This window comes from Streptomyces atratus, from assembly GCF_014648655.1.
Taxonomy (GTDB): Bacteria; Actinomycetota; Actinomycetes; order Streptomycetales; family Streptomycetaceae; genus Streptomyces; species Streptomyces atratus.
On record NZ_BMRN01000066.1, the window covers coordinates 1 to 12,903 of the forward strand.

Annotated in this window: 11 protein-coding genes and 2 pseudogenes; 6 read left to right on the forward strand and 7 right to left on the reverse strand. The window is 68.1% G+C overall.

Annotation, left to right across the window (positions count from 1 at the left end):
* The coding region (locus IEZ15_RS39805) for a pirin family protein (protein ID WP_189281878.1) at nt 1-314 on the reverse strand (314 nt) is incomplete at its 3' end.
* Nucleotides 315-442: 128 nt separating this feature from the next.
* Between IEZ15_RS39805 and IEZ15_RS39810 the strand changes: the two genes are divergently transcribed.
* Together IEZ15_RS39810 and IEZ15_RS39815 are read left to right on the forward strand one after the other, a co-directional pair.
* Nucleotides 443-931, forward strand: a complete 489-nt coding sequence (locus IEZ15_RS39810; protein ID WP_229846456.1) for a carboxymuconolactone decarboxylase family protein — start codon at nt 443-445, stop codon at nt 929-931.
* A 239-nt stretch (nt 932-1,170) separates the two neighbouring features.
* Nucleotides 1,171-1,467, forward strand: a pseudogene (locus tag IEZ15_RS39815) (transposase); the annotation flags it as partial.
* A gap of 54 nt (nt 1,468-1,521) precedes the next feature.
* Here the strand turns inward: IEZ15_RS39815 and IEZ15_RS39820 are convergent.
* Nucleotides 1,522-2,814 (reverse strand): phosphatase PAP2 family protein, encoded by a 1,293-nt coding sequence (locus IEZ15_RS39820; RefSeq protein WP_114242644.1) that lies wholly within the window; start codon nt 2,812-2,814, stop codon nt 1,522-1,524.
* Nucleotides 2,815-3,280: 466 nt separating this feature from the next.
* On the opposite strand from IEZ15_RS39820, the pseudogene IEZ15_RS39825 reads away from it, so the two are divergent.
* Nucleotides 3,281-3,592: pseudogene (locus IEZ15_RS39825) on the forward strand (hypothetical protein); the annotation flags it as partial.
* On the opposite strand, the gene IEZ15_RS39830 reads toward IEZ15_RS39825, so the two are convergent.
* On the reverse strand, nt 3,558-3,977 hold the full coding sequence (locus IEZ15_RS39830) for a TOBE domain-containing protein (protein ID WP_189281879.1): 420 nt from the start codon (nt 3,975-3,977) through the stop codon (nt 3,558-3,560). The pseudogene IEZ15_RS39825 and the gene IEZ15_RS39830 overlap by 35 nt on opposite strands.
* A 281-nt stretch (nt 3,978-4,258) precedes the next feature.
* Here IEZ15_RS39830 and IEZ15_RS39835 point away from each other — a divergent pair, with 281 nt between their 5' ends.
* From IEZ15_RS39835 to IEZ15_RS39845, 3 genes are all read left to right on the forward strand, one after another.
* A complete protein-coding gene (locus IEZ15_RS39835; RefSeq protein WP_189281880.1) occupies nt 4,259-4,654 on the forward strand; it encodes a TOBE domain-containing protein in 396 nt (131 codons plus the stop codon).
* 107 nt (nt 4,655-4,761) lie between these two features.
* Complete coding sequence (gene modA, locus IEZ15_RS39840; protein ID WP_189281881.1) at nt 4,762-5,568, forward strand: molybdate ABC transporter substrate-binding protein; 807 nt, start codon at nt 4,762-4,764, stop codon at nt 5,566-5,568.
* Nucleotides 5,569-5,647: 79 nt separating this feature from the next.
* On the forward strand, nt 5,648-7,597 hold the full coding sequence (locus tag IEZ15_RS39845) for an ABC transporter permease (protein WP_189281882.1): 1,950 nt from the start codon (nt 5,648-5,650) through the stop codon (nt 7,595-7,597).
* A gap of 198 nt (nt 7,598-7,795) precedes the next feature.
* Here the strand turns inward: IEZ15_RS39845 and IEZ15_RS39855 are convergent, their stop codons facing one another.
* The 4 genes from IEZ15_RS39855 to IEZ15_RS39870 form a co-directional block, all read right to left on the reverse strand.
* Nucleotides 7,796-8,578: an SAM-dependent methyltransferase gene (locus tag IEZ15_RS39855; RefSeq protein ID WP_189281892.1), complete on the reverse strand. Its 783-nt coding sequence runs from the start codon at nt 8,576-8,578 to the stop codon at nt 7,796-7,798.
* A gap of 449 nt (nt 8,579-9,027) precedes the next feature.
* Nucleotides 9,028-10,044 (reverse strand): TolB family protein, encoded by a 1,017-nt coding sequence (locus tag IEZ15_RS39860; RefSeq protein ID WP_189281883.1) that lies wholly within the window; start codon nt 10,042-10,044, stop codon nt 9,028-9,030.
* Nucleotides 10,041-11,339, reverse strand: coding sequence for an MFS transporter (locus IEZ15_RS39865; RefSeq protein WP_189281884.1), 1,299 nt, complete (start codon nt 11,337-11,339; stop codon nt 10,041-10,043). The genes IEZ15_RS39860 and IEZ15_RS39865 overlap by 4 nt, the downstream gene beginning before the upstream one ends.
* Nucleotides 11,339-12,685: a discoidin domain-containing protein gene (locus IEZ15_RS39870; RefSeq protein ID WP_189281885.1), complete on the reverse strand. Its 1,347-nt coding sequence runs from the start codon at nt 12,683-12,685 to the stop codon at nt 11,339-11,341. The genes IEZ15_RS39865 and IEZ15_RS39870 overlap by 1 nt, the downstream gene beginning before the upstream one ends.
* Nucleotides 12,686-12,903: the final 218 nt, after the last annotated feature.

The window sequence follows — 12,903 nt, forward strand, 5'->3', positions numbered from 1 at the left end:
TGGCTGCCCATGCTGTCCCGGTGCTCGATCTCCCCGCTGAACAGCCAGCTCACCGTCTGCAGACCGGTGTGCGGATGGGGCGCGACGTCCATGCCGCCCGTGTCCGCGACGTCGTCGGGGCCGTAGTGGTCGACGAAGCACCAGGCCCCGATCAATGTCCGGGCCCGCTGCGGCAGCGTACGCCGTACCGTCATCGCCCTCGGACCACCCAACGGGACGTCCCGCGCGGACAGGATGTCCACCGTCGGCGCATGCTCACCATGACCCGATGCTCCGCAGCGCAGTTCGGTGGGGTCCCTCTCGACGTCGCTCATCGCACACCCTTCTCACTCAAGGATTATTTTATGTTCAACAATTGCTTCCGATGATAAGCCGATGTGTTGCCGGTCGGGCGCACGACAGAACGAGCGAGGGCCGGGAGCGGCCCGTGAAGGAGTCCAGGTTGAGTGACACGGCAACAGGCCCCGTGAGCAAGCGGGTCTTCGTCGACAAGCAGAGCCCGAAGGCCTACCAGGCGTTGGTCGAGACAGCCGAAGCGGTACGCGCGGTCGCCGCCGACGCGGGGCTGGACCGCACGCTCGTGGAACTGATCAATCTCCGCGTGTCACAGATCAACGGCTGCGCGTACTGCCTCAACGTGCACACCCGTGCCGCACTGCGCGCCGGCGAGACCAACCAGCGTTTGGGTGTACTGGCCGCCTGGCGCGACACCGAACTCTTCACAGCGCGAGAACGCGCGGCACTCACCCTGGCGGAGGCTACTACCGAACCCGCGAACGCCGTCACCCAGGAGAACGCCTACGCCGCAGCCCGCCAAGCCCTCACCGACGACGAGATATCCGCAGTGATCTGGGTGGCTATCACCATCAACGCGTTCAACCGCGTCTCCGTCATGAGCAAGCATCCCGTGCGCGGGATCCCCCAGCAGTGATCCGGTCTCGCCCCTTCCGGGCGCCGGTACACCGGTCACTCCCGCTCATCCCCCATCGAGATGACTGACATCCCGACTCATCGCATCAGGTGAGGAAGCACGGGGGGCGGGCCGGCGCTTGTGCCTGAGTGTCGGCATCGAAGGGGCGGCTACACCCCGCACAGACCGGTACAGCAGAGGCCCGGACGGCATGAACTCCACACCCCTCGGTGTCGTGCCGCCGGACCTTGGCACGCCCGCCCCCCGTCGTCAACCGCAACGACTGCAAGGCGTGGGAGGAGTCCGGCGCGAAGGCCGCCGTGGGCAGGACCACGACCATTGCCGACGGCGGCTGTCCGGGCACCGGGCTCGTGATGCCCCGCCGCCGTCGCGCAGGCGAAGAACTACTCGAATGGAAACAGGTCCGCGCCCGCGTCGAGCATGTCTTCGCCCGCATGAAGACCTGGAAGGTCCTCCGCGACTGCCGCATCAAGGGCGATGGCGTCCACCACGCCATGCTCGGCATCGCTCGCCTGCACAACCTCAACCTCGCCGGGCAGGCGAGCGGCCGGACTGGTCACCAACTACGTTCACACCCAGACAAAAGTCATTTACGGGACAAGACTTTGTTCGGGTTGCGGTTCCGGTTGCCGCACTGGTGCGGCCTTCGGTTCCCACATTTTGGTGGTCCGTACGTAGCCGTAGACCACTGAGGCCATCGCCAGAATGAGAAGTGGTCCAAACACCCACGGATATTCGGCCATCTCCATCGACAGATAGCGATATGACACCAAGAGCGCGGCGAAGACCGTTGCACCGTAGGCGACCAGCAGGGTTCCTGACCGGTCCCAGCCACGTTCGAGCGAGCGCAGCGCTGCCTCGATCGTGAGCGTAAACACCACGCCGGCAACGAGATCCGCGCCGTAGTGGTAGCCGAAGCCCAGCGTTGCGCTGAGCGTCGCAATCAGCCAGAACGCGCCTGCGAACTGCAGAATCCGTGGACCCTTGCGGGAATGAATGAAGATCGCGGTAGCCCACGCTGTGTGCAGGCTGGGCATGCAGTTGCGTGGGGTGATCTCGTCGAATGGCATGTGGTGCGGGGTATTGATCGGCGGCGGCGTGTCCGGCCACAGGTTGGCCACCGCCCAGTGCCCGCCGTCGGCGCCGTAGGCGAAGATCGGTCCGACCACCGGGAAGATCATGTAGATGCCCGGCCCGAGGAGGCCGATGACCAGAAAGGTACGCACCAGGTGATGGCCCGGGAAGCGACGCTCGACCGCAACGTTGCGTAGCTGGTACAGCGCGAAGATGACCGCGGCCACCGCAAGCTGCGTGTAGACGTAGTCGAGAAAATGGGCGCCGATCGGGCCGGTGGCCGTGACAATTCGGCCTACCAGCCACGAGGGGTTGCCCAGCGCGTGATCGGCGGTTGCCACGTACTGGTCGAGCACCTCCGGGCGGGTCTTCGACGTGATGAGTAGCCAGGTATCACCAGTCTTGCGGCCGGCCACCAGCAGCAGGCCCAACCCGACGCCCTTCAGCAGCAGGACACGTTCCCGGCCTGTGCGGCGCGTGACAGCGATGACCGCATAGCCCAAAATCACCCACAACGCACCGTTCCCGAAGGGGTGGCCGTCGGTCACCTTGACGTCGGCCGCCCACCGCACCAGCAAGAAGGTGACGTCGATGCCGATCGCGACACCAGCCGCGATGAACCGTTGCCGCCAGGTGAGCACCACCATCATCAACGCCATACTGGCGTACAACAGGAAGCCCGACTTGGGGGCGACTACCACCTCTTGCACCTGGGTGGTGATCGGCCCCGGTAGGCCGTAGCGACGCGCGGCAATCTCCAGCGCGACGAGGAATCCGAGGGCCACCACCGCCGCCGTGGCCCACAGCATCGCCCGTGGTTGACGCCACGCGGCGAAAGGAGTTCTGCCGTTTATTCGCGAAAACACCCGCGATGCTATAGATATCAATTGTTTGGCCGATTTGTTAGATGTTGGTTAAGTAGGTCACTCTTCGTGCCGAATGGCACGATTCTCCGATGAAGGGCGGGCGATGAGGGCGATCGCCATGAATTCGATCATGTTATCGGAGCGGTGCGGATGAGTTCGCCGATCACGGATGGCGCGAAGGTCAGTCGATCCTGGCTCGACGGTCCAGCATCTCGGGAACGACCCTGAAACTCTCGACGCCCGGCGGGCATCGAGGGCGACACGGGTTACCCAGTGGCTCTGAAGCATGCGCAAAAGGCAGTGAACCGGCAGCCTGGGCGGGGGCGTTGGCCTGCCGGCCGATGCCTGGGACAGTGGTGTGATCGACGAGGCAACGGTCGCCGCCGGCATCGGATCAGTGTGGAGCGGAGCGCAGCAGCGCAAGGACCGTTCCCGTTTCCTGCTGGCTGCCACCGGCGGGGACGGCCACCACACGGTGCTGTCCTCGGCGGAGATCGACGCCGACTTCGGCAACGTCCCCGTCCTGCTCGCCACCCGGATGGACAATCAGGAACTGGACACGGTCGGTAGCCGGCTCGTGGCACCCGCCGACCGCTGCAGCGCGCGCTGCATCAGCGCCATCACACGCGTATGGGTCGGGGCGTGGGCAACTCCCGGACAGAACGGAATCGTCTCCCACTCGAAGATCAGACCGCAGCCAGGGAAATCTCCGTCGACTTGATCAGCGCGACGACGGGCACCCCGGCCGCGAGCTCCAGGTCGGTGACCGCGTCCTTGGTGATCGCGGCAGTCAGCTCGCCGCCCTCGACGGAGATCTTGACACGTGCCATGGCACCCCCGGTGACGACATCGGCGACGGTGCCGGGAATCTGGTTGCGGATACTCAGCCCCTCGACGGCAGCCGTGGCCAGAGACACCTCGGTCGACTTGATCAGCGTGCGCACCGAGGACCCCTCGGCGAGACCGAGTTCCCTGACGGCTTCGAGCGTGATCGCGGCCATGATCTCCTGACCGCCCGTCAAGCGGACCTTGACAGTGGCCATCACCTCGCCGGCCTCGGCGGCGGTGACGATCCCGGGAAGCTGATTGCGGATGCTCAGACTCATGAAGAAGCGCCTCAATTTATGGATGAAATGCCAGATATCTCCTCGTCTGATGTCTTCACTGTAGGCACCCGTCACGTTGCCGACCGGAACACCTGTCGCAGGCGCGAGGGCGATCCGGCGAGCCGCCTGGCACATCGGAGACAGCCTTCGCGACCTGCAGCTCAAGGCGGCGAGCCCCGCCCGCAGAAGCTTTGGGCCTTCCTCTGAACAGCCACGCATCTGCCATGGAGTTTCGCATTACAGATTGTGATTGCGAGCCCGCAGCCTCTAATGTGTCGCACATGCAGTCCTACACGATCGGACAGGCCGCACGTCTGCTCGGCGTCAGTCCCGATACGGCCCGCCGCTGGGCGGATGCCGGACGGGTCGCGACCCACCGCGAGGAGAGCGGGCGCCGCCTCATCGACGGCCGGGACCTGGCCGCGTTCTCCATCGAGGTGGCCCAGAGCGGCACCGACGAGCACGAGGCGTCGTACACGTCGGCCCGCAACGCCTTCCCCGGCATCGTCACCGCCGTCAAGCTCGGCGACGTCGCGGCCCAGGTCGAGATCCAGGCCGGTCCACACCGACTCGTCTCTCTCCTGACCCGGGAAGCGGTCGAGGAACTGGGGCTGGAGGTCGGCATGCAGGCAACCGCCCGCGTGAAATCGACCAGCGTGCACATCGACCGCACCTGAGACAGCACCGCGTACCCCACCAAGCGGCCTCGCCCGTCCCCGGCGCGGCTCACCACCATCCGCTCGGGCGGCACCGGCCGACCGCATCCCCAAGGAGCCCCACCCTCGTGTCCCTCGCCCTCACCAGACGACGTACCGCGGCCGCGATCGTCACGGCGGCGCTGCTCGTTCCGCTGGCCGCCTGCGGCAGCGACAATGACAAGAAGGACTCGGGCGGCAAGGCCACTGAGTCCTCCACCGGCGCACCGAAGGCCGATCTGACGGTTCTGGCCGCTTCCTCGCTCACCGATGTCTTCAAAACAGCCGGGGCGGCGTACGAGAAGGAACACCCCGGCACCAAGGTGACGTTCTCCTTCGCCGGCTCGCAGGAACTGGCCGCCCAGGTCAAGCAGGGTGCGCCTGCCGACGCCCTGGTCACCGCAGACACCAAGACGATGGACGGCCTGAAGTCCGACACCGGATCCCCGGCCGTCATCGCCAAGAACCGTCTGGTCATAGCCACCGGCAAGGGCAACCCGGAGAAGGTCGAGAACCTCAAGGACCTCGCCGACCCCAAGCTGAAGGTGGTGCTCGCCGCCCCCGAGGTGCCGGTCGGCCGCTACAGCCAGCAGATCCTGGACGCCCAGAAGATCGACGTGAAGCCTGTCTCCCAAGAGCCCAACGTCCGCGCCGTACTCAGCAAGGTCGAACTCGGCGAGGCCGACGCCGGTCTCGTCTACAAGACGGACGCTGCCACAGCCACCGACAAGGTCGACGCGATCGACATCCCCGACGCGCAGAACGCTGTCGCCTCCTATCCGGCGGCAACCCTGAAGACCTCCAAGAACACCGAGGCCGCGACCGCGTTCGTGAACTGGCTGTCCACCCCTGAGGCCCAGAAGATCCTCCAGGACGCCGGCTTCCAGCAGCCGTAGCCGGTTTCCACCTGAGAGGGGTGCCCGCTCCCCCGGACCGGGCGGCCCTCACAGGTACTTCGAGCATCAAGGATCTTCGATGAGACGCTTCCGCAGCCGCGCACCGGGCCCCCGCACACCTGTCGCCCTGGCGATCCCCGCACTGCTGGCCGTCGCCTTCCTGATGCTGCCACTGATCGGGATCCTCGCCCGCACCTCGTGGGGCGACCTCGGCTCCCACTTGACCAGCCCGGGGACCACCCAGGCGCTGAAGTTGTCGCTGCTCGTCTCCGCCTGGGCGCTCGGTCTCTCCCTCATTCTCGGCGTCCCGCTGGCCTGGCTGCTGGCCCGCGTCGACTTCCCCGGCAAGGCATTCGTCCGCTCCCTCGTCCTCCTGCCGATGGTCCTGCCACCCACTGTCGGCGGCGTCGCCCTCCTCATGGCCTTCGGCCGCCGCGGCCTCGTCGGCCCCTGGCTGGAGAACACCTTCGGCATCACATTGCCGTTCCACACCTCCGGTGCTGTCCTGGCCGCCACCTTCGTCGCGATGCCATTCCTCATCATCAGCCTCGAAGGGGCACTGGGCGGACTGCATCCCCGTTACGAGGAGACGGCCGCTTCTCTGGGTGCCTCGCCGGTCAGAGTGTTCTTCACCATCACGCTCCCCATGGTGGCCCCCGGGCTCGCCGCAGGCGCCGCCCTGACCTGGGCGAGAGCGCTGGGCGAGTTCGGTGCGACCATCACATTCGCCGGCAACCTCCCCGGCACCACCCAGACCCTGCCGCTCCAGGTGTACCTGCTCCTCCAGGACAATCCGGAGGCCGCCACCTCGGTTTCCCTGCTGCTCCTCGCCATCGCCATGGTGGTACTCATCGCGCTGCGCGGACGCTGGACCGGCACCCCGAGCACCGCCGCGACTGCTCCACGGCCCCGGGGCGAGGAGGCTGATCCCGGCCGTCCGGCGGACGCACCCACTGCCCGCCCCGTCCATACCGATCCCGAAGCTCCCCAGCACGGGTGGCCGCTGCGGGCCGAGGTCACGGGCTTCAACCAGCTCACGCTCGACGCGGAGCCCGGTACCACCATCGCCGTCGTCGGCCCCAACGGCGCGGGCAAGACCACTCTCCTGCGTGCTCTCCTCGGCCTCACTCCACGAGCCCACGCCGCACTGCGGCTCGGCGACCTCGACGTCAGCAGCCTGCCTCCGCACCATCGCGGCGTCGCCTGGGTCCCCCAGGACGGCGCCCTCTTCCCTCACCTCTCCGCGCTCGCCAACACCGCCTACGGGCTGCGCGCCCGCGGTGTGCCGCGCGCCGAGGCCCGCCGCAGCGCCCAGAAGTGGCTCGACCGCCTCGGCGTCGGGCATCTCGCCGCCCGCAAACCTGCGGAGGTCTCCGGCGGACAGGCCCAACGCGTCGCGCTGGCACGGGCCCTGGCCACGCGCCCTCGCCTGCTGCTCCTTGACGAACCCCTGGCCGCCCTCGATCAGACCACCCGTGCGCACGTACGCCACACCCTGCGCACCCACCTCGACACCTTCGGCGGGGTCTGCCTGATCGTCACCCACGACCCCGTGGAAGCCATCTCCCTCGCCGACCGGGTCCTCGTCCTCGAAGACGGCCGCGCTCTGCAGGACGCCCCGCCCTCCGAGGTCACCCGCCACCCCCGCTCCCCCTGGGTAGCGCGCATGATGGGACGCAACGCCTGGCCCGGCACCTCTGCCGAGGACGGGCTCCTGTTCCCCGGCGGAGGTCGACTCCTCATTGCGGATCCCCTGCCGGCCGGAACGCCCGCGCTGGCGGTCATCGCCCCGGAAGCCGTCTCCGTACACCGCGACAAACCGGGCGGCAGTCCACGCAACATCTGGCCGGGCACCGTCCGCGAGATCACCGCCAGCGGCAGCCGCCTCCGGATCCTCATCACCTCACCCAAGGCACCGGACCTTGTCGCCGAGATCACCCCACAGGCCGCCGCCGAACTCGGCCTCGCCGACGGCGTGCCGGTATGGACGAGCATCAAGGCAACCGAAGCGACCATCGTGCCCCTGTAAAAGACCGGGGCGTCGACTGCAGCGGGAAGCACGGTGCCGCGTCAGCTGGAGTAGCTGGTCGCACTCGCCCGGAAACGGTACTTCGCCCGCGCCGCGGCTTCCTGTTTCGTGTCCCAGCCGTCCCTGTCCGCGGCGATCCGCAAACTGGAACACGGCCTGGGTGTCCCCACCATGCGGCGCGGGAGACGATTTCGACTTCTACACCTTGCGGGCGACGAATCCCCACTGGTCGACCGGCTCAAGGTTCTCTTCGTCCGCTCGCCAGAGGGTGATCGACCCGAATCCGGGATCGACCAACTCCATCCCCTCGGCGCTCGCGAGGATCTCCTCCGGCTGGCGCACCAGGTATGGCGGAGTGTCGCCCGCCGCGTAAGCGTCCTGCGCAGCCAGCGTCTGGGGCGTGGCGACCGTGTCGCAGAGGACCAGATGGCTGCCTGCCACTGTGCCGGCCATGTACTGGTGCATAAGGTCGATGCCGTCCTGGGGCTGGAGGTGTCCCAGTGTGGAAAGCACCATCACGGCCACGGGTCGTGTCATGTCCAGGGTGCGCGCCGCTTCCTGGAGTACCCGCTCGGCTTCCAGCATGTCCGCGTGCACGTAGTCCGTCATCCCGCCCGGTGCACTTGTCAGCAAGGCGCGGGCATGTGCCAATACGAGCGGGTCGTTGTCGACGTACACGATGCGAGCCTTCGGCTCGACGCTCTGCGCGACCTCATGGGTGCTGTTCTGCACGGGAAGCCCGGTCCCGATGTCAAGGAACTGGGATATTCCCGCTTCGGCCAGATACCGCACCGCACGCGCCTGAAAGGCCCGTGAAGCCCGGGCGAGTTCCCGCGTCTGGGGATAGCTCGCGATGACTTGATCTCCCAGCTCCTGGTCCACTGGGTAGTGGTCCTTGCCGCCGATCCAGTAGTTCCAGACGCGGGCTGAGTGCGGAACAGCGCTGTGGAATTGGTCTGCGTTGTATGCCTCGTGTTTCATAACACCTGTTTCTATCACGGCAGTTAACGCCTCACGCCATTGCGGCAGCCTGTCAGGCAATCACGCAACCGCCCCTTCGCAAAGGGTTGGTACTTCGGGCGGTCCGCTGGGCACGGCGACACGCCCAGGCATCTCACCGCAGGTCAGCGAACCCGACCCCGTGGTTTCAGCGCGACAGGCCACCTCGGTTTCGACATCACTGCGCACCCTCTTTTCTTCGTGGGCAGCTCCACCGCGTTCCGCGAGTACGGCACCGCTCTGCGCGGTCTCGTCGACCGGGCCCCGTCACACCTGCACCGTTACCCGGACGCCGGGCACTTCCGCGTCGAGCTCAGCCCTGGCCCGAGCCGAATGGAGAAAACAGCCTCGAACCATGCCTCCGGCGTACCGCTCTGCAGAAACGACGGCAGCCCTGTTGGATGGGCTGTCTCTGCGCCGGCCCGCCTGGCTCAGCCCACCGCCACCGGCGACGACCCGCCCGCCACGGCGACGCGGGGTGCCCCGGTGCCGTCTGCGGGGACGGTCCAGATGTCGCTCGCCCGGCCGGCCGCGCCCGGCAGCGCGTAGGCGACTGTGCCGTCGTCCAGCCAGGCCGCCTGGTCGTCGACGCTGCGTGTCTCGGCGAGCGGCGTCTCACGCATGGTCCGCAGGTCGAGGACGTACAGCCGCCAGGGCGCGGCCGGGTCGTCGGAAACCTTCTTCTTAAAGGCGACCCGGGTGTTGTCCGGCGACAGGGAGGGGCACTCGGCGTTCTGCCGCAGTGCCTTCGCCGACCAGTCCCTCATGTTCCCCTCGACGAGGTAGGTGCGGCCCTTGGTGGAGACGGTCGCGTAGAAGCGGTTGTCGTCACGGGCGAAGGTCACCCCCCAGTAGTTGACGTCGGGGGCGTGGTGGCGGACACCTTCGATGGTGAGGGGGATCTCCTCCATGGACTTGATGAGGTAGCCGCTGCGCAGGTCGAGGACGGCGGTCCGCGTGGAGAAGGCGGTGGTGGCGTATGAGTCACCGGTGGCGAACACCGTCCAGGACAGCATGCGCCCGGAGGCGGAGACGCGGGCGCGGGTGGGAACGCCCGGCATGGTGATCCGGCGCATCTCACGCAGCCGCCGGTCGAGAACGATCGCGTATGTCTTCGGCAGCACCCCGGGCTCGGCTCGCAGGCAGAGCGCGGTATCACCTGCGGCGTAGAACCGGTCACAAGCGGGGCCGCCGGGGGTGCGGGTGCGGGGGGTTCCGGTGAGCGGCTGATGCGCGACGCGTCCTGTGACCGTGTCCCGGAAGTACAGCGCGGGCCCACCGAGAGTGAACGAGGCGTCTGCGTCTACTCGTTGCCCCTGCGACCGGTGTTCCGCGTGCAGGACGTACCCGACGGAGCCGCCGGCGAGGAGTAGCACCGCGGCCACCACGACGGCGATACGGGCACGTGGGCCCAGCGGGGTCGCGGGTCTCGGGAACCTGGCACTCATGCGGTCCGCCTCTCGGGGATCGGGGATCGGGGCCCCTCGGGGGCCGGGGGGCCGGACGGGTTGCGCGGCAGCAGTGCCCAGCCGCCCGCGAGCGCAGCGAGCAGAGCCGATATCGCCGCCCACAGCGCGGGGCGTGGCCCCCACACCGTCCACGCGGCGCCGAAGCCTGCGGCGGCGAGCATCCGGGCCAGCGCCTGGCCGGTCTGGAGCAGGGCGAGTCCGCCCGCCCTGCCGTCGGCGGGAAGCACCGGTCCGGCGAGGGCCATCAGCACCCCGTCGGTGGTGGCGTAGAAGACGCCCAGCAGCATGAGGACGGGCACAAGGAGAAGTGGGGCCGGGCCGCCGGTCGGGGCGAGGAGCGTGGCGTACACGCCGAGCAGCGCGATGTGTCCGTACAGGAACGGCAGTCGTCGGCCGACCCGGTCCGCGATCCGGCCCGCCGGGACCGCGAGCAGCAAATAGCACGCCGCCGCGCCGAGCGGCAGCAGCGGGAACCACCCGACGGGGAGGGCGAGGCGGCGCTGGAGCAGGAGGTAGACGAAGGCGTCACCGACGGTGGCGGCACCCAGCAGGGCGGCGGCGGCGAGAATCCGCCGGAAGGCGGGATCACGGAGTGCCTCAAATGTCTTTCGTGTACGGGGAGTCGAGTTCGCGGGTGGTGCCGGGTGACTCCCGGGAACGTACAGGACAAGGATCAGTACCCCGAGCAGGCCGACGCAGAAACTGACGACGAACACCGCGTCGTAGGCGTCGGCGGTCGCCCAGAGCAGGGCGAACGCGGCGAGCGGGCCGAGCAGGGCGCCCGTGGTGTCCATCGCCCGGTGCACGCCGAAGGACCGGCCGAGCGCCTCGGGTCGGCTGCTCAGGGTGATCAGCGCGTCACGGGGCGCCGTACGGATGCCCTTGCCGACCCGGTCGGTGGCGAGGGCGGTCGCGATCCCGGCGGTGGCACCGCCCGCGAGAAGCAGGCCGAGCCGGGAGCAGGCGGAGAGGGCATAGCCGATCCCCGCGACCCGTTTGTGCCGGCCACCGCGGTCGGCGGCGTGCCCGCCGATCAGCCGCACGACGGAGGCGGCACCGTTGAACAGGCCGTCCAGGAATCCGAATTGGAGAGGTGAGAGGCCGAGTCCGAGGACGAGGTAGAGCGGCAGCACCGCGGTGACCATCTCGGAGGAGATGTCGGTGACGAGGCTGACCGTGCCGAGTGCCAGGACGGTGCCGGGGACGCGTCGGCCCGCCCCGCCGGTGCGGGGCGGAGCCGGCGCGTCCCGGCGGCCTGTGGTCGCCAGATACATCAGTGGCAGGCGTACTTCGGGCTGGTGTCCTTGGCCTTGCCGTCGGTGCCGACATAGCTCCAGCTGTAGCCGGAGTCGGTGAAGTCCATTTTCAGGACGCCGTATTGACCGCTGATCCGCTTCTGGCTGTTGGGCTGGACGTTCTCGATGGGGTACGGCTCGGCGCCGCCCATGCCGCCGACGATCTCGGTGATTCCGTCGGCTGTGGCCTTCCCATCGGGGCTCTGTGGGGCGAACCGCTCGTAGTGGTGGTCGTGCCCGTTGAGCACGAGGTCGGCCTTGGCCCCGTACAGGATCTTCCAGACCGGCCTGCTGACCGGGTCGTTGCCGTGCCCGCCCGAGGAGTACAGCGGGTGGTGCCAGTAGGCGGCGATGCACGCCTTGCTGTTCCTGGCGAGGTCGGCCTTGAGCCAGTCGATCTGGGCGCTCTGGTCGAAGGAGTTGGAGTCGAGGGCGATGAAGTGCCAATTGCCCTCGTCGAAGCTGTAGTAGCTCTTGCCCTGGGGGTAGGCGATCGCCCCGAAGTACGTCTTGTAGCCGACCAGCGATCCGGCCGGATCATACGTCTCGTGGTTGCCCGGTACCGGATGCGTCTTGTCCTTGAAAGCACCCCAGGTCTTGTCGTAGTAGGCGCGGAAGTCGGCGATCCGGGCGTCGTCGTACTGGCTGTCGCCCATCGTCAGATAGAACTTCGGATTGAGTTTCTGCGCCAGTGCGGCGGTCTTGGGGTGGGCACAGTCACTGTCGGAGGCGGTGCACTGGGCGGCGATGTCACCGGCGGCGACCACGGTGAAGGCACCGGTCTGCGGGGGCGCGCCGTCGAGAATGCCGTACACCTCGACCTCGTGCAGCGAGTAGCCGTAGGCAGTACCGCGCGCGATGCCGTACACGCGCAGGTAGCGGCCCTTGCCGGAGAGGGCGGACCAGTCGTCGGTGCCGCCGTTCCCGGCCGTCTCATCGGCGAGCCGGGTCCAGGTGGTGCCGTCGGCGGAGATCTCGATCCGGTACGCCTTGGCGTACGCGGCCTCCCAACTCAGCGCCACCCGCGTGACGTTGGCGGTGGCACCGAGGTCGACACGTATCCACTGCGGGTCCTCGCCCTCGGCGCTCGCCCAGCGGGTGGCCGGGTCGCCGTCGAAGGCGTTCTGCGGGCCGAGGCCGGAAGCTTCGCTGGAGGAGGCGGTGGCGGGCTTGCCATGTGAAATAAGGGGGTCGGCGGCGGCGTCGGCCCGGTCGGGGTAGGCGAGCAAAAGGCTTCCGACGAGGAGGAGTACGGCGGCGATGACCACGCCCACCGTACGGCGTCGCGTGGGTGTGAGGGGCGGAGCTGAGCCGTTCAGGTGCATCCCTGGACTCCTGGCCTTGGGGGTGGCGAGAGCTGGGCATTGGTGCGTGACCTCGCGCCCCGACCCTCGTGCGGGCAGGAAGCGACATCATGGTGGCCGGGCCAGAGCTCTCACTGAGCGCGTCATGCCTACGGGGGCAGGCACCGCGCCGAGCCACCACCCGGGATGCTAGCGAACAGTAAACTTTCCTACCAGTCCCCCAACTCCCTTTGTGCTGC